At 36.3% G+C, this 17,622-nt stretch carries 16 protein-coding genes; 11 read left to right on the top strand and 5 right to left on the bottom strand.

All coding sequences use genetic code 11. The annotated features are described in order from the left end of the window. Positions 1–5: 5 nt before the first annotated feature. The 6 genes from OZP11_RS07975 (at position 6) to OZP11_RS08000 (ending at position 4,880) form a co-directional block, all read left to right on the top strand. Positions 6–548: a hypothetical protein gene (locus OZP11_RS07975; RefSeq protein WP_281234694.1), complete on the top strand. Its 543-nt coding sequence runs from the start codon at positions 6–8 to the stop codon at positions 546–548. A 184-nt stretch (positions 549–732) separates the two neighbouring features. After that, complete coding sequence (locus tag OZP11_RS07980) at positions 733–1,197, top strand: Fur family transcriptional regulator (RefSeq protein WP_008462215.1); 465 nt, start codon at positions 733–735, stop codon at positions 1,195–1,197. A 98-nt stretch (positions 1,198–1,295) separates the two neighbouring features. Continuing rightward, positions 1,296–2,567: an adenylosuccinate synthase gene (locus tag OZP11_RS07985; protein WP_281234695.1), complete on the top strand. Its 1,272-nt coding sequence runs from the start codon at positions 1,296–1,298 to the stop codon at positions 2,565–2,567. A gap of 50 nt (positions 2,568–2,617) precedes the next feature. Continuing rightward, positions 2,618–3,202, top strand: a complete 585-nt coding sequence (locus tag OZP11_RS07990; RefSeq protein ID WP_281234696.1) for an NUDIX domain-containing protein — start codon at positions 2,618–2,620, stop codon at positions 3,200–3,202. A 243-nt stretch (positions 3,203–3,445) separates the two neighbouring features. After that, positions 3,446–4,345 (top strand): L,D-transpeptidase, encoded by a 900-nt coding sequence (locus OZP11_RS07995; protein WP_281234697.1) that lies wholly within the window; start codon positions 3,446–3,448, stop codon positions 4,343–4,345. 163 nt (positions 4,346–4,508) lie between these two features. Next, complete coding sequence (locus tag OZP11_RS08000; protein ID WP_281234698.1) at positions 4,509–4,880, top strand: hypothetical protein; 372 nt, start codon at positions 4,509–4,511, stop codon at positions 4,878–4,880. Between the two features lie 88 nt (positions 4,881–4,968). Here OZP11_RS08000 and guaB read toward each other — a convergent pair whose 3' ends face one another. The 4 genes from guaB to OZP11_RS08020 all read right to left on the bottom strand — a co-directional run bounded on the left by guaB (position 4,969) and on the right by OZP11_RS08020 (position 9,662). Beyond that, a complete protein-coding gene (guaB, locus tag OZP11_RS08005) occupies positions 4,969–6,441 on the bottom strand; it encodes an IMP dehydrogenase (RefSeq protein ID WP_281234699.1) in 1,473 nt (490 codons plus the stop codon). A gap of 258 nt (positions 6,442–6,699) precedes the next feature. Continuing rightward, positions 6,700–8,097 carry a DUF5723 family protein gene (locus OZP11_RS08010; RefSeq protein WP_281234700.1) on the bottom strand — a complete coding sequence of 466 codons (1,398 nt, stop codon included), beginning with the start codon at positions 8,095–8,097 and terminating at the stop codon, positions 6,700–6,702. Next, positions 8,094–8,642, bottom strand: coding sequence for a hypothetical protein (locus tag OZP11_RS08015; RefSeq protein ID WP_281234701.1), 549 nt, complete (start codon positions 8,640–8,642; stop codon positions 8,094–8,096). The genes OZP11_RS08010 and OZP11_RS08015 overlap by 4 nt, the downstream gene beginning before the upstream one ends. Before the next feature lie 153 nt (positions 8,643–8,795). Continuing rightward, entirely contained in the window at positions 8,796–9,662 is an 867-nt protein-coding gene (locus OZP11_RS08020) for a hydroxymethylglutaryl-CoA lyase (RefSeq protein ID WP_281234702.1), read from the bottom strand. A gap of 316 nt (positions 9,663–9,978) precedes the next feature. Here OZP11_RS08020 and OZP11_RS08025 point away from each other — a divergent pair, with 316 nt between their 5' ends. Both OZP11_RS08025 and OZP11_RS08030 read left to right on the top strand, forming a co-directional pair. Continuing rightward, on the top strand, positions 9,979–10,590 hold the full coding sequence (locus OZP11_RS08025) for a SatD family protein (RefSeq protein WP_281234703.1): 612 nt from the start codon (positions 9,979–9,981) through the stop codon (positions 10,588–10,590). Continuing rightward, positions 10,587–11,303: a DUF3307 domain-containing protein gene (locus OZP11_RS08030; RefSeq protein WP_281234704.1), complete on the top strand. Its 717-nt coding sequence runs from the start codon at positions 10,587–10,589 to the stop codon at positions 11,301–11,303. Before OZP11_RS08025 ends, OZP11_RS08030 begins: the two co-directional genes overlap by 4 nt. Here OZP11_RS08030 and OZP11_RS08035 read toward each other — a convergent pair. Beyond that, on the bottom strand, positions 11,289–12,323 hold the full coding sequence (locus tag OZP11_RS08035; RefSeq protein ID WP_281234705.1) for a quinone-dependent dihydroorotate dehydrogenase: 1,035 nt from the start codon (positions 12,321–12,323) through the stop codon (positions 11,289–11,291). The two genes, OZP11_RS08030 and OZP11_RS08035, sit on opposite strands and share 15 nt — an antisense overlap. 403 nt (positions 12,324–12,726) lie before the next feature. On the opposite strand from OZP11_RS08035, the gene OZP11_RS08040 reads away from it, so the two are divergent. From OZP11_RS08040 to OZP11_RS08050, 3 genes are all read left to right on the top strand, one after another. After that, positions 12,727–15,168: an arylsulfatase gene (locus tag OZP11_RS08040; RefSeq protein ID WP_281234706.1), complete on the top strand. Its 2,442-nt coding sequence runs from the start codon at positions 12,727–12,729 to the stop codon at positions 15,166–15,168. A 107-nt stretch (positions 15,169–15,275) separates the two neighbouring features. Then, positions 15,276–16,499 carry an OprO/OprP family phosphate-selective porin gene (locus OZP11_RS08045; protein ID WP_432419655.1) on the top strand — a complete coding sequence of 408 codons (1,224 nt, stop codon included), beginning with the start codon at positions 15,276–15,278 and terminating at the stop codon, positions 16,497–16,499. Positions 16,500–16,593: 94 nt separating this feature from the next. Further along, positions 16,594–17,553 (top strand): DUF6515 family protein, encoded by a 960-nt coding sequence (locus OZP11_RS08050; RefSeq protein WP_281234707.1) that lies wholly within the window; start codon positions 16,594–16,596, stop codon positions 17,551–17,553. The last annotated feature ends 69 nt before the right edge of the window (positions 17,554–17,622 follow it).

The following is a 17,622-nucleotide window of genomic DNA, read 5'->3' on the forward strand; positions in this document are numbered from 1 at the left end:
TACTGATGGAAAACACATCTTTAGAAATTCCCAAAATACACTTTGATGAAAATGAAGAACTGCTGATTACTGCTTCTGAATCTTCTTCAAAAGACGATTTCGATTTTTTTCAGGGCAAATCGGTTATTCGAAACAGAAAACTAAAATCCAGATTTACCAATTGCGATGAATGGATTGAATTTCCTTCTACCCAGGAAATGTATAAAATCCTGAACGGAATTGGCAATATCGATAATTTTCTGGCCGAATTTGACGGAGAACCATTTGAAGGAATGACACTCAGATTGTTTAATCCCGTAACAAAATTATGGAGCATTTACTGGTCAGATTCAAATACCGGAATTCTGGATAAACCTGTTATTGGATCATTTACAAACAAGGTTGGACATTTTTTCTCTAAAGACAATTACAACGGTAAAGCCGTGATTCAGGTATTTCGATGGGATGCGCGGGATGAAAATAATCCTGTATGGAGTCAGGCAATGTCTGGTGACAAAGGAAAAACATGGGAATGGAACTGGTACATGTATATGACGAAATCGAATTAAAATATTTGTTAGTTTTATCATAAATTAATTTAATTATGTTAATTAAACCAATTCGGGCTTTCAGAATATTTCTTACGTAAAAGCCTGTATTTAATGCATTATTACTAATCAAATTCAAGTTTAAACGTTAAACTTTAAACCCGAAACTTTTATTCATTAAAATAAAAAATTATCTTTGCCGGATATGACACTTATTTCAACTGACAACACTAAGAATCAAGAAATTGTAAAAAATGTTTTTACACTGTATCTTGAGCAAAAAGGGCATCGCAAAACTCCTGAGCGTTATGCTATACTTCAGGAAATTTACGATAGCGAGGAGCATTTTGACATAGAAAACCTATACATCAAAATGAAAAACAAAAACTATCGTGTGAGCAGGGCTACGCTTTACAACACGATTGAGTTATTGTTAGACTGCGCTTTGGTTAGAAAACATCAATTTGGGCAAAATCAGGCTTACTACGAAAAATCATACTTTGATAAACAGCACGATCACATCATTATGACAGATTCTGGTGAGGTAATCGAATTTTGTGACCCAAGAATTCAGACCATCAAAAAGACTATAGAAGAAATTTTTGATATTGAAATCACCAATCACTCGCTTTATTTCTACGGAAACAAAAAGCAAAACTCAAATTCATAGTCTCTTTAAACAGACTTTTTTAAAAAATTAAAAAAAAGAAAATTAACTACATAATCAGTAGGACAGCTTAGATTGTCCCAACGCAAATTAAAAACAGAATGACCGTAGATTTATTACTAGGATTACAATGGGGAGATGAAGGTAAAGGAAAAATTGTTGACGTTCTTACCTCAAATTATGATATTATTGCTCGTTTTCAGGGAGGACCAAACGCAGGGCATACATTAGAATTTGACGGAATTAAGCACGTACTTAGAACTATTCCTTCTGGAATTTTCCATAAAAATTCAGTAAACATAATCGGAAACGGCGTTGTTATTGATCCTGTAGTTTTTCAAAAAGAAATCGAAGGTTTAGAAAAATTCAACCTTGATATCAAAAGCAAATTAATCATTTCAAGAAAAGCACACTTAATTTTACCAACTCACCGTTTGCTTGACGCTGCTTCTGAAGCTTCAAAAGGTAAAGCAAAAATTGGTTCTACTCTTAAAGGTATTGGCCCAACTTATATGGACAAAACCGGAAGAAACGGATTAAGAGTGGGTGATATTGAATTAGAAGATTTCAAAGAGCGTTACAGAGCTTTGGCCGATAAACACGAGGCGATGATCGCTTTTCACGATGTAGCTATTCAGTACAATCTTGCTGAACTTGAAAAAGAATTCTTCGAAGCTATTGAAGAGCTTAAAAAATTAGATTTCATTGACAGTGAAGAATACATGCACCAGGCTCAAAAAGCAGGTAAATCTATTCTTTGCGAAGGAGCTCAGGGATCTTTATTAGATGTTGATTTCGGAACATATCCTTTCGTAACGTCATCAAATACTACTGCAGCCGGAGCTTGTACTGGTTTAGGAATTGCTCCTAACAAAATCAAAGAGGTTTACGGAATTTTCAAAGCGTATGTTACACGCGTAGGAAGCGGACCTTTCCCAACTGAACTTTTTGACGAAGTGGGCGCTACAATGGCAAGAGTAGGTAACGAATTTGGTTCTGTAACAGGAAGACAAAGACGTTGCGGCTGGTTAGACTTAGTTGCTTTAAAATATGCTGTTCAGGTTAACGGAGTTACACAGTTAATGATGATGAAAGGCGATGTTCTTTCTGGTTTTGAAACCTTAAAAGTATGTACAGAATACAACTATAAAGGACAAAATATTTCTCATTTCCCATACAACATCGAACCGGAAAATGTTACACCGGTTTACAAAGAGTTTAAAGGATGGAAAGCTGACCTTACAGGATTGACAACTTATGATGAATTGCCAATTGAGCTGAAAGAATATATTGAGTTTATTGAAAAAGAAATCGAGGTTCCAATTAAAATTGTTTCAGTTGGACCGGACAGAAAACAAACAATCACGAAATAATACACTTTAAACGCTCTGATAATCAGAGCGTTTTTTTTGACACTATAGTTATGAGAAAAAATCCTGAAATAGAAATAACAGAAAATAAATTATTATCAGACAATTGGTACCTGTTACACAAAGTAACTTTTAATTATAAAAAAGAAAATCAGCCTGTAGAATCTCACATTCGCGAAGTATACGATCGCGGAAACGGCGCCGCAATTTTATTGTACAATTCTCCCAAAAAAACGGTTGTTTTAACAAGACAATTTCGTTTACCAACTTATCTTAATGGAAACAAAACCGGAATGATGATCGAAGTCTGCGCCGGACTTCTGGACAAAGAAAATGCAGAACAGGCTATTATTCGTGAAACCGAAGAAGAAACAGGATATCGCTTAAGCAAAGTCCAAAAAGTCATTGAAACTTATATGTCTCCGGGATCTGTAACCGAGATTTTACATTTATTTGTCGGTGAATATGACGAAAGCATGAAAGTAAGCGAGGGCGGCGGACTTGACGCTGAACAGGAAAACATTGAGGTTCTGGAATTTACTTTTGATGAAGCCTACTCTATGATTGAATCAGGAGAAATTACTGACGCCAAGACCATTATGCTCTTGCAGCATGCAAAAATAAAAGGTTTGATTTAGATGTTTTTTGAGTATTTTTAGAACCTTGCTTAATTAAATAGGAAACAGTATTTACGCATTTGGATTAGATGAATTTATTCAGCTTTATTTTTAAATATTACTTCGTATCTTATCGACAGCAATGTTACCTTTACCTTCTTGTAAATTACAATTCAGTATGAAAATCCCGAAACCAATTCAAAAAATTATGTAACCCTTTTCAGCTATCATAATCATAACTTTATTTTCATAAAAACACGACCTATGAAAAAGTTATATTACACAGCAAACGTACTACTTATATTAATGTTAGTCTTATTAGGTTTGGGATCGTGCAAAAAAAGCGATACCATTAACCTTACTGAAAATACGGTTGAAAGACCAAAGAAAACAATTGAATATAAAAAACCGGAATCGGCAGTTTCTTATCAATTTACCAATGCAAAAGAATGGCTGAAAACAAATGAAAATGACAGCACAAAAATGGATATTGTGTATGCAGTAAACAGAGCCGACAAAGCGAATCTTAAAAAACTGGATTCAGTAGTAATTCCTGCAGATTTTAGCGGGGATCTGGTTTATTATTTACCATTTCCGCTGCATGTTTCGGCTTTAGAGGATGTTTCAAAAATTATTATTTTCTCTTATCCTACACAAACCTTTGCCGCTTATGAAAACGGACAACTGGTTCGCACAGGTCCAACAAACATGGGAAGAAAAAAAGATCCTACTCCAACCGGATTGTTTTTTACCAACTGGAAAGCAGAAAAAACAACGAGTACTTTTAATGACGAATGGGAATTAAAATGGAATTTCAATATTGAAAATAAACTGGGAGTTGGTTTCCACGAATACGATCTTCCGGGTTATCCGGCTTCGCATTCCTGCTTGAGATTATTAGAAAAAGATGCCAAATATCTTTATAAATTCGCAGATGAATGGGTTTTAAAAGACAAAGAAAATGTAAAAGTGAAAGGTACGCCGGTAGTAGTTTTTGGAAGTTATAATTTTGATGGACCAAAACCGTGGCTGCAGTTAGCTTCTGACGCTAAAGCTTTAAATATTTCTGAAGCTACTATAGAAAAGGAAACAAAACCTTTTATTCAGGAAATCTTAGAAAATCAAACCTTAAGAGAAACGGAGAAAAAAACAACCTCTCTTTAGAAAAAATATTTACTTTAGATTTAGATAATCTAAAAGTCAAACAACAAAAATAAAAGGCGAGAGATTTAAATTCTTTCGCCTTTTTTTATATGCCAAAATTAGATTCAATAATATTTAAAACAATTCAATACCTTTAAAAAGATAATTATCAATTTTCAACTCTATGAAAACCAACAGCGAATTAGATATTTTTGGTGAATTTTTAGTTAAAAACCTAAGAGACAAAGGAATTCAAAATGCGGAAACGCTTTTAAATGCTAAATCCAAAAGCCCTTCACTTTTAAAATTACAATCTGAATTGAATAATTTTACAGATTCAGAAAAGAAACTCATACAGGAAGTTGTTATAAAAAGTATAGATGCTGCCATACATGATTTTCTATTTGCTATACAAGAATTGGCGGATTTTGAAAATAACATTCAAATTCTGGTAAATGAAAAAAATATTGTCGATTTAAGTGACGGCATTCATGGTGAATCTTTTTCGGAAAATGGATGGAATGCAAAATACAGCAAATACGGCAGCAATGAATAAATACAGAAAAGATTTCATTCGATATACAAAACAAAAAAAGGCGTAAAAAATACTTTTACGCCTTTCTGTTTATATTGAAAACTAAAAATTATCTTGAATAATTTGGAGCTTCTTTTGTAATAGTTACGTTGTGCGGGTGGCTTTCGGTAATTCCGCTGGAAGTAATTCTAACAAAACGCCCTGTTTCCTGCAATGTTGGAATATCTTTTGAACCGCAGTACCCCATTCCGGCACGAAGACCTCCAATAAACTGAAGCATACTTTCGTTTAATTCTCCTTTATAAGGCACACGTCCTACAATTCCTTCCGGAACTAATTTTTTAACATCATCCTCAACATCCTGAAAATAACGATCTTTAGAACCTGTCTGCATTGCTTCTACAGACCCCATTCCGCGGTATGATTTGAATTTTCTTCCTTCGAAAATGATTGTTTCTCCCGGAGATTCTTTCGTTCCAGCTAATAATGAACCCAACATTACACAGTCAGCACCTGCTGCGATCGCTTTAGGAATATCTCCTGTATAACGAATACCACCATCTGCAATAACCGGAACTCCGGTTCCCTTAATAGCAGCAGCAACTTCTAAAACCGCAGAGAATTGAGGAAAACCAACACCTGCAACGATACGGGTTGTACAAATAGAACCAGGTCCTATACCAACTTTTACACCATCAGCACCATTTTCTACTAAATATTTAGCAGCTTCCGGCGTTGCAATGTTTCCAACAATCACATCTATTTGAGGAAATTTAGATTTTACTTCTTTTAAAGTATTAACTACACCTTCTGTGTGTCCGTGTGCCGTATCGATAATGATGGCATCTACACCTGCATTTACTAAAGCTTCAGCTCTTAGAACCGCATCTCCTGTAACTCCAATTGCAGCTGCAACTCTTAAACGTCCAAATGAATCTTTATTTGCGATTGGTTTTTGAGTCAGTTTTGTAATATCTCTAAATGTAATTAAACCAACTAATTCATTTTTAGCGTTTACAACTGGTAATTTTTCTATTTTATGACCTTGTAAAACTACTTCAGCCTGTTCTAATGAAGTTCCTTCGGCAACTGTTACCAGGTTTGTACTTGTCATTACCTCAGCAATTGGTCTTGCTCCGTTTTTCTCGAAACGAAGATCACGATTGGTAACAATTCCTTTTAGGATTTTATTTTCGTCAACGATTGGAATACCCCCGATTCCGAATTCTTTCATAGCGTTTTTTGCGTCTGCAATTGTTGAGTTTTCTGGTAATGTTACCGGATCAATAATCATTCCTGCTTCAGCACGCTTCACTTTTCTAACCTTCGCCGCTTGCTGCTCGATGGTCATATTTTTATGTAAAACACCAATTCCGCCTTCCTGAGCCATAGCAATTGCCATTGCACTTTCGGTCACCGTATCCATAGCAGCAGATACGATCGGAACGTTTAATGTTATGTTCTTTGAGAATTTTGATTTAATACTCACTTCGCGGGGAAGCACATTCGAGTAGTTAGGTACTAATAATACATCGTCGTAAGTTAAACCTTCGCCGATAATCTTGGAGTTGTGTGCTATCATGTTGCAATTTCTAGTTGAATTGCGTGCAAATATAGTGAATAAATTGCTAACTTGAGTACTAACACTCTCATAAATTTGTATTTACAGGAAAATACTCACGTATTTACATTCCGTTTTTTAAAATCCGAAATTCCAGAAACGGTGTAATAAATTGCAATCTTGAAATGCAAATTCCAACATTCAAGCAGAGAAATAAATTTCAAAAAATTTACCAAAATTGAAATTTGAAAATTTCAACATAAAAAGATTTTTGGAATTTTATTCTTTTTGTTGAAAAACAAAATTCAGTCCCACCTGAAAAGCTGCACTATTGGCTTTTGATACATCTTTGTATTCCAAAACGTTATTTACCAAAGCATAAATATTAAAACTGCCCAGCGTTCCCGAAAGCCCAAGGCCTATATTTTTATTTGAAAAAGTATCGAATGTATAAGTTACTTTAGCATCTAGTTTTTCGAAAATATTCCTTTGATAGAAAAATGTCAACGCGGCGATTGGAACTCGTGGTGCAGACATGGCAAAAACTTGTCCGCCAACAGCATTTTTGTATCTTTTATTCACTTGTCCCCTGCAATTGCAATCATCATCAGAGCGGGATTCACCAAAAGAATATTGAAGCGAAGTGTATAATTTTGTCGGACGCCAGGTGGTGTATTTGTTGTGTAAAGTATCTCTTGGGATTGCTTTATCAAATTCATCAAAAACATCCTCAGGATCATCAGAACCCAGAAAATCAGGATTGGCACCCTGATACTGATACGTTCCTTTATAAGTAAGCGTTTCAATATCTTTGGACTGCTTTATAAATCCAAGATCGATAATACTGGCCGTAAACTGAAGATTGTCTTTAAAATAATACGTAATTCCGGCATCGAGACCTAAGCCTAAACTTCCGTTGAAAAAAGTATTATGAGCAATATCAGATGCTATATTTCCTTCGTATTCATCTTTTGTAAAAGCCGAAATCCCCGAAGTTTTGAGTTCTAAATTAGAAGAAACAACCTGATTATAAATATTTGGCGTTCCGTCAGTCTGATTTGTTAAAATATATCCCGAATTATTAGTTGAAACCGCATTTGCGCCACTTGAATAAATTTTCGCGCGTCCGCCCAAAACAAGTTTATCACTGATTTTTTTATGAAAACCAACATGAAAAACAGAAAGGACTTCAGCTTTCAGACTCAAATCTCCCAGATTAAATGATTTTCCCATATAGTCTTTATTCCCTTCTAAAGCCAGCAAAGCAAGATCTTTGGGCATAAACATAAAAAAATCAAATTCCTGATAAGCTCCAAATGATATATACGAACGGCTCTCCTTTCCTCCTATTCTGAATCCGCCGGAAAATATTTCCAACTGCTGATTCGTAATTACTTTATCATTTCGGGAAGATTTATTGACTACATTTCGAACTTTCTGATTAAAGTCGACTCCGTTATCTGCAAACAAATCATAGGCAGAAAAGCTTTTTGATCCTAAATTAGCTGAAATTCCTGACAATATTGGTATTCCAAAATAAAATTTATATGAAACATCGGCTCCGGGATTTACCATCGAAGCCTGCGGAATAGACGTGAAATTGTACAGCACTTCCTTATTTTGAGAAAAACAGGAAATCACACCAAACAAACATAAAATTAGACAGACTTTTTTCATTCGATCACCAAATAAGCTGTTGCACCAGATCGTAATTTAAGGCTTCCCAAACTGTCTTCGTCTAAAGGCGGTCCGGAAGCTATTAAGACTGCAAACCCAATTTTTACGGTTTGTTTTAAAAGATCCAGTCTTTGGTTTTCGAAAACTTGTGCGGGGTATTTTATAATATTCTGCCCTCCTGTATAGGCAGGAACCGGATAAGGAATAGTCTCCATAATCTCATCATTGGCATTTATAAGCTGCAGATTTAGATAGAAAGATCTGTCGATTGTATTTTCGATTTCGATATCAAAATCGACTCTCTTTAAGCGATTATTGAAAAACTTATCTTTAAAAATATCAAAATTACGGGCATCATATCCGGCATGAATTCCCCCGTCATCAATTAACTGATTGGCAGGAACATCAAAATAAGCAAGGTTGGCTGCAAAAACGGGTTCGAGTTTTAAATCCTTTACCTGATCGAAATCTAAATTGCTGGAACAGGAAAAAAATATAAGCGGTATTAGTACTCTTGAAATTCGGGCAAATAAGTTAGCTTTCATAACAACTAATAAACTGATAATACATATTAGAACTCTTTTTTAAGTTCCTTATTATCTGTGAATAGTAAATATAGTTATTTTTTTTATGAAATTACTTATAATTTTAGGTTCTGATACTTTTTAAAATTCATTCAAAGCCAATCAGTCATTTTTTTAATGAAACTTACCAAATACTTTTGATGCTTCGTTATAAGCACTTTCAAAGCTTAAAGAATTAAGTCCGGTTACTTTTTTATTAGCTGTAAAATAAGAAACCAGTTTCTCTGTAGGCATATTTCCTGTTAGTTTATCTGTTGCCATTGGACAGCCTCCAAACCCCTGAATTGCACCATCAAAACGGGTACAGCCTGCTTTTGCCGCTGCGTCGATTTTTTCAAACCAGGTGTCGGGTGTTGTATGGAGATGCGCACCAAATTCGATTTCAGGATATTTCGGAATTAAATTAGAAAACAAATACGTAATAACTTCAGGAGTAGAACTTCCAACTGTATCTGAAAGCGAAAGAATTTTTACGCCCATTCCGGCCAGTTTTTCGGTCCATTCGCTTACTATTTCAACATTCCACGGATCGCCGTACGGATTTCCAAATCCCATTGAAAGATAGGTTACGACTTCTTTATTCTTTTTATCGGCAATTTCCAGAATCTCTTCCAGAGTAATTAGAGATTCGGCAATGGTTTTATGAGTATTACGCATCTGAAAGTTCTCAGAAATAGAAAAAGGAAATCCTAAATACTGAATCGCTTCATGTTCTGATGCCTGAGCAGCACCTTGTGTGTTCGCAATTATCGAAAGAAGTTTACTTGATGTCTGCGATAGATCAAGCTGCGCCAGGACCTCAGCCGTGTCCTGCATCTGAGGAATAGCTTTGGGCGATACAAAACTTCCAAAATCAATCGTATCAAATCCTACACGAAGCAGTGCCTGTATGTATGTAACTTTATTTTTGGTTGGAATAAAAGTTTTAATACCCTGCATGGCATCTCGTGGACATTCGATAATCTTGATTTTTGTATTCAAAACTTTTTTCTTTTGCAAAGGCTAAGGTAGTTCCTTTTTTAAACAAATAAAAATTAATACTCTTTCCATGTTAATTTATTTAAATATGAAACTAATGATTCTGGTTTATAAATTAGATAGATTATTATTACTCAATATTGTAATAATGAACAATACTACGTAAAAAGGTAATAATTGCGAATATGATTTAAAAATGTAATATTTACTTATATTACCAAAAAGTGTAATATTTTTAAATATTACCAAAAAACGTAATAATAAAAGTTATTCCTTATATTTGTAATACAAAGTTTATTATTTTTAATTATATTTGATTATGACTAGTGTAATTACAGGAGATATAATTGGCTCAAGACAGCATGAATCTGAACATTGGGTTGAAGATTTGAAACAAATCTTAGCACCGCTTGGGAAAACACCAAGTCAATGGGAAGTCTATCGCGGTGATGAATTTCAAATAGAAATTAAAAATCCTGAAGAAGCTTTATTGACCGCTATTTTGCTTAAAGCACGTCTTCGAGCCATAAAATCAGATGCGCGAATGAGTATTGGCTTTGGAGATAAAACCCACGATGCCGAAAAAATATCCGAAAGCAACGGATCTGCTTTTATACATTCGGGAGAACTTTTTGAAACTTTGAAAAAACAAAAAGTCACACTGGCTTTACGAACGGATGAAACTGATATTGACGAAAGACTGAATTTAATGCTGCAACTGGCTTTGACGTTTATGGACAGCTGGCTGGTACAATCGGCAGAATTTGTGGCTCTGGCTATAGAAAACCCGACACTTTCTCAGGAAGAACTGGGACAAAAATTAGGCATTAATCAGGCTGCGGTGAGCCGAAGACAAAAACGCGCGCAGTTTGATCTGGTTATGAATTTAGATCGTTATTTTAGAACTCAAATAAAACAACTTACCTTATGATTTTATTTATAAAACTGCTTCTGGCACATTTGTTAGGCGATTTTATCTGGCAGCCCAATTCGTGGGTAGCTCACAAAGAAGCAAATAAACATAAAAGTATTTATTTATATCTTCATATTTTACTTCACGGGGTTTTAGCTGCAGTTTTGGCGGGAGAAATCCGTTTTATTCCGTATGCCTTTTTAATTGCCGTCACACACGGTATTATTGATCTCATTAAACTGAATTTTCAGAAAAATAAAACCAAACGCACCTGGTTTGTAGTCGACCAGATTGCACATCTTTTAATCTTAATTGGGGTTGTCCTTCTTTACAAAAACGATAACATCAGTTTTCTTTGGTTCGACAACCGATTCTGGATTTTGATTACCGGAATTATACTGGTTACAAAGCCGGCTTCAATTTTCATCAAAACCATTATTTCGATCTGGAGTCCGGAAAGCCCAAACAGCCATCAGGAAAATTCGCTCTCACATGCCGGAAATTATATCGGCATATTAGAGCGTCTCCTTACTGTGCTTTTTATTCTCACAGGACATTTTGAAGCTATCGGTCTTTTATTGGCAGCCAAATCTATTTTTAGGTTTGGAGATTTAAAAGAAGCCAAAGACCGAAAACTTACTGAATATGTAATGATTGGTACTTTAATTAGTTTCGGAATTGCTATAATTACCGGACTAATTATGCAGACACTGCTGCTACAGCTGCTTTAAAAGCTTTTTGTTAATTGCTTTGATTAATCCCGGTCCTTCGTAAATAAATCCGGTATATAACTGAATTAAACTTGCTCCTGCATTTAATTTTTCGATTGCATCGTCGGCAGAATGTATTCCTCCTACTCCAATTATCGGGAAAGCTTTATTGCTTTTTTCCGAAAGAAAACGGATTACTTCTGTAGAACGTTTTGTTAATGGTATTCCGGATACCCCTCCTATTTCTGTCTGATTAGCAGATTGTAAACCATCTCTTGCAATGGTGGTATTCGTAGCAATTACACCTGCAATCTGAGTCGTTTTTACAATATCAATAATATCCAATAACTGCTCATCTGTTAAGTCCGGAGCAATCTTCAACAGAATTGGTTTTGTTTTTTGACCGCTTGCTTTTTCTTTTTCAATATTTCGGTTTTGCAAAGTCTGCAATAAAGCCGTTAAAGGTTCTTTGTCCTGTAAAGCTCTCAAATTAGGTGTGTTTGGCGAACTTACATTGACTACGAAATAATCTACGTGATCAAACAAGGCATCAAAACAAATAATGTAATCATCGACTGCATTTTCGTTTGGTGTCACTTTGTTTTTTCCGATGTTTCCTCCAATCAGAACGCCTTTATTTTTTTTCAAACGTTCTACAGCTTCGAGAACACCGCCGTTATTAAATCCCATTCGGTTAATAATCGCCTGATCTTCTTTTAACCGGAACAAACGTTTCTTTGGATTTCCTTCCTGTCCAACCGGAGTTACAGTTCCAATTTCGATAAAACCAAAACCAAAATCATCAAATTCCTTGTAAAGCTTGGCATCTTTATCAAAACCTGCTGCAAGTCCAACCGGATTTTTAAATTTAATTCCGAAAACTTCTCTTTCTAATCTACTGTCTTTTACCTCATAAACCGATCGTATTATCGCCGAAACTCCAGGTATTTTTGAAATGAATTTTACAAATGAAAAGGTAAAGTAATGCACTTCTTCGGGATCAAACCAAAAAAGTATCGGACGGATAATTAATTTGTACATGGGTTATGTTGTTGTGTTGTTAGTTTTCAGGTGCAAATTTAACTATTAAACTTGGAACTACGGGGCTTTTAGCCAAACAAATGCGCCAATTTTTATAGAATTCTCCAGCAAAATCAAATAATTTTTTTAAAAAAACACGCATTTCAATCCAATAAAAAAATTGCGTTAAAAAACAGGGTTTTAGGTTGCAAATTATAATATGAAACCTGTTAAGTCTCTTATGAAACCTGGCTCAAGCCACTTATTACCTAATTTTGAAGCACTTAAATCTCTACTTAAAATCTACAAGCCCTTAAGTACTTCTCTTTCTGGGAAAATAAAAACGCCACTTTCATATTAATTTTTATAGAGAATTTTTAAAAGTCCCCCTAAAAAGATCAATAATAATTAATACCGCAAAATCATGAAAGTAATTAAAAATTCAATGTTTCAAAAGTTTTCTTTTACACTTTTGCTCTGTCTTTCATTAGGCTTAACCCTAAAGTCAAATGCTCAGGCAGACCCTCAACAAGTAACTAAAGAAACTTTTCATGGCAAAATAGCTTTGGATATCAGAGATTCTAAAAGCGACTGGACTCCTTACCTGCCCAAGAAAGCACCAAAAGGTTCTCCAAACATTTTATTCATTTTATATGATGACACCGGACTTGCTGCCTGGTCTCCGTATGGAGGTGCCATTAATATGCCTACTATGCAGAAACTGGCAGAAAATGGTATTACATATTCACAGTGGCACACCACTGCTTTATGTTCGCCTACACGTTCCACTTTACTAACGGGGCGTAACCATCATCTTAATGGTATGGCCGCTATCACAGAAACTGCAGACGGTTATCCCGGAGCAAGCGGCAGAATTCCAAAACAAGCTGCTACAATTGGACAGATTCTACAGGAGAACGGCTACAGTACCTTCTGGATAGGAAAAAACCACAACGTTCCGGAACAGGATGTTGCTTCGGGAGGACCTCGTTCTACCTGGCCATTGCAAATGGGATTTGACCGATATTACGGATTTCTTGGCGGCGAAACCAATCAGTGGTATCCTGATTTAGTAGAAGACAACCATTTTATAGAACCGCCGGCAACTCCGGAAGAAGGTTACCATTTATCTAAAGATCTGGCCGATCATGCATTGGAATATATTAAAGACCAGCAGGCAACCAATCCTTCAAAACCCTGGTATATGTGGTATTGTCCCGGGGCTAATCATGCTCCTCATCATGCTCCTGCTGAATATATTGCTAAATACAAAGGAAAATTTGACGAAGGTTATGATGCTTATCGTAAATGGGTTTTACCGCGTATGATTGCTAAAGGAATTTTACCGCAAGGAACAAAATTTGACAATTTTAATCCAATACCTCCCGGAATTGCAAATGAAGCTGACAGTGTACTGGACTGGAATAAATTAAAACCTGAAGAAAAAAAACTATTTTCAAGATTAGCTGAAGTCTATGCCGGTTTTTCTGAATACACCGATGTACAGGTTGGACGAATTATTGATTATTTGGAAAAAACAGGTCAACTGGAAAATACCGTTGTAATTTATGCTGCAGATAATGGTGCTTCAGGAGAAGGTTCTCCGTCCGGCTCTGTAAACGAAAATAAATTCTTTAACGGATATCCGGATGAATTGGCTGAAAACCTTAAATATCTAGACAAATTAGGCGGGCCTGATACTTACGAACATTATCCTACCGGCTGGGCTGCTGCTTTTTCGACACCATTCAAAATGTTCAAAAGATATAGTCAGTATGCCGGAGGAACCTGCGATCCTTTAGTAATTTCATGGCCAAAAGGAATTAAAGCAAAAGGAGTTGTACGCGATCAGTTTCATCATTCAACAGACATTGTACCCACTATTTTGGATATCTGCGGTCTGGAAATGCCAAAAGTATACAACGGAGTATCGCAATATCCGTTATCCGGAGTTTCTATGCGATATACTTTTGACGCTGCCCCAAATACAAAAACACAGAAACATATTCAATATTTTGCCATGCTAGGAAGCCGTGCTTTGTGGAAAGACGGCTGGAAAGCTGTAGCATTACACGCTCCTCTTGGAGGAAAAGGGAATTTTGATAAAGATACATGGGAATTGTACAACACAGATATTGACCGTTCTGAATCAAACAATTTAGCCAAAAAATATCCGGACAAATTAAAAGAATTAATCAATGACTGGAATCAGGAAGCAGCCAAAAATCTGGTACTTCCGTTAGACGACCGTTCTGCCATAGAAGTTTTAGGAACTGAAAGACCATCATCTGAAGAACCGCGAGATCAATATGTGTATTATCCGGGCACTTCACCGGTACCTGAAGGTGTCGCTGTAAATGTTCGCGGCCGTTCGTATAAAATTGTAGCCGATGTCGATGTAAAAGATGCAAATGCATCGGGAGTTCTTTTTGCTCATGGCTCGCGTTTTGGAGGACACAGTTTATTTATAAAAGATAAAAAACTGCACTATGTCTACAACTTTTTAGGAATTGCACCTGAACAAAAATTCACTTCAAATACTACCATAACACCGGGAAAACATGTTTTTGGAATGGAATTTAACCGGGAAAAAGCAGGTCCGAACGGTGAATCCATCGGAACCATGAAACTCTATATTGACGGAAAAGAAATCGCTTCCGGACCAATGAGAACTCAAACCGGAAAATTTACACTCTCAGGAGATGGTCTTTGTGTAGGTTTTGACAGCGGTGATGCTGTAAGTAAAGAATACAAAACACCAGGAACATTTAAAGGGGGCGAAATTTACGGTGTGGGTGTAAACGTTGGAAAAATCGAATACTCTGATTTAAACAATGAAGCAAGAAGAGCTTTAGGCAGAGATTAAAATAACAGCAGAGAGGTATTTTCAGAAACTATACTGTTTTTGAAATACCTCTTTTTTAATCACCAATAAAAGATAAATGCCGATAAAACACTAATACAAATGAGACTATGACACACTGCTTAAATTTACTTTACAAATTCGCTAAATATTTACATATCATCTCATTTCTTATAATTAGTACTGCTTTATCTGCTCAGCAGGAAAAAGACACTGCCAAACTCATGAATGTACGTTATGGCGATAAAGGAATTGAACTTCGCACCAGAGATAATAAATTTCTTTTTCAGCTGCAAAGTCGTTTACAATTTCGTTTTTCTACTCCTTACGATGCAGATCCTCTAACGTATGACGATTACAGCCAGGATGCGCAGACAACTTTTAAAATAAACCGAGCCCGATTAAAGGTGGGCGGTCATGCCTTTGAACCCTGGCTCAATTATTATTGGGAATATGAATTAAGTCAGTCCAATCTGCTTGATTTTAGAATCATGATCGAAAAATGGGACTGGCTGAGTTTTAAAGTAGGACAATGGAAAACCGAATTTACACGTGAACGTTACATTAGCAGCGGCGAACAACAGATGGTTGAGCGATCTTTAATTAACCGTCCGTTTACCGTTGACAGACAGTTAGGAGTCGAAGTGTATGGTCATTTAAAAGGCTCCGGCATTGCCGATTTTAACTATTGGGCAGCTGCTTTAACCGGAACCGGACGAGGCAGTACCGCCAATGACGACGGTAATTTAATGTACTTTGGAAGGGCACAATGGAATTTCCTTGGCCGATTTTTGGATTTTGAAGGCTCTGATTTAGAATTTCACGAAAAACCTACTCCAATTATCGCTTTTTCGGCCATAACCAACCGAAGCCCGTATACGAGATTTTCTCAGGCCGGAGGAGGTTCTTTAGACGGTTATGAGAATGGTGCGCCGGGACAATACAGGGTAAACCAGTGGAATTTGGAAACTGCCTTTATGTACCGCGGTTTTTCCTGGCAGAGCGAATGGCACACTAAAGAAATTATAGACAAACTGAACAACGATGAAACAACTATTTTAAAAGGTTACTACATTCAGGCCGGATACTTCTTTCATAACATTTTCGACTGGTGGCCGCAACATTTGGAAATGGCCGGAAGACATGCCGCATACAGACCGGATAATTCAGTTAGACAAAACAGACAGGACGAATCTACTATAGCATTTAACTGGTTCTTCAAAGGACATAAAAACAAGCTGACTTCAGAGTTCAGTTATTTTAGTTTTCAGGACAAAACACTTCCGCTCGAACAGGGCTGGCGTTTTAGAATTCAATGGGATATTTCACTATAACACTCAATATCAAATTCATGTATTAAAAGTTTTACTTTTTTTGGCTTAAACCAATTCATTTTTTCATAACTTTAATTCATATAAATCACTGAAAATGAAAAACATATCCAGCACATTCAAAAAATCGGCATTACTCTGTCTGATTGGAACATTTTTCCTTATTTCAATTGATAGTTTAGCCCAACGCCGCGGGAATACCGGAGGAAGAGGAAACGCCGGAAATACACGCCCCGGAGCAGGCGGTTCAGGAGTTCAGAGACCCACCGCACCATCTGCAAACAGAACCAGACCGGCAAATACTAATAACAGAGCTGCAAGACCCGCAAACTCCACAAACAGGGTTACAAGACCTGCAACACAAAATACGAGGGATAACAACATAAATAATAATCGAAACTATTCCAACCGAAACAATAATAACAGAACAGGCAATAGAAACACCAATATCAGCGGTAACAATGTAAATGTCAATGTAGACCGAAGCAGAGACATCAACGTTTACAATCGTAATACCGTTGTGCGTAGAAATACAGTCGTATATGCACGACCTCCTTATGTATATGGCGGTTATCGCTACAATGCCTATCATCCGTATTATTATCATCCGTACAGACCTTATTCCTGGGGACCGGTTTGGCATCCGTGGGGATTTTTTATTACAACACTGGCCGTTACTGCTATTGTAGTCAGTGTAGAAAGCACTCAGTATCATTACGATCAGGGGGTCTGGTATACACCTTCAAATGGTGGTTATCAGGTTGTTCCGGCACCTGTTGGCGGTACTGTAAACAATATCCCAAGCGGGGCGCAGACTGTAAATACCGGAACAGTCAACAACTACTATTATGGCGGTACCTATTATGAAAAAGACGGAAACTCATACAAAGTCGTTCCTCCTACTGCCGGAACTTTAGTAGATAATCTTCCTGAAGGCGGCAAAGAAGTAACCATTGGCGATGTAAAATATATCAAGTTTGGAGAAACCTACTATCAGCCTGTTCAGGTTGATGGCAAAAATAAATATGAAGTCGTTCTTGTTGAGCAGGATAAATAACAAAATAGTTTTATTTTATTAATTCTATCAAGTTAATATAATTATAAGAATTATTTTTCTATTTTTAAC

This window comes from Flavobacterium gelatinilyticum (assembly GCF_027111295.1).
GTDB lineage: Bacteria > Bacteroidota > Bacteroidia > Flavobacteriales > Flavobacteriaceae > Flavobacterium > Flavobacterium gelatinilyticum.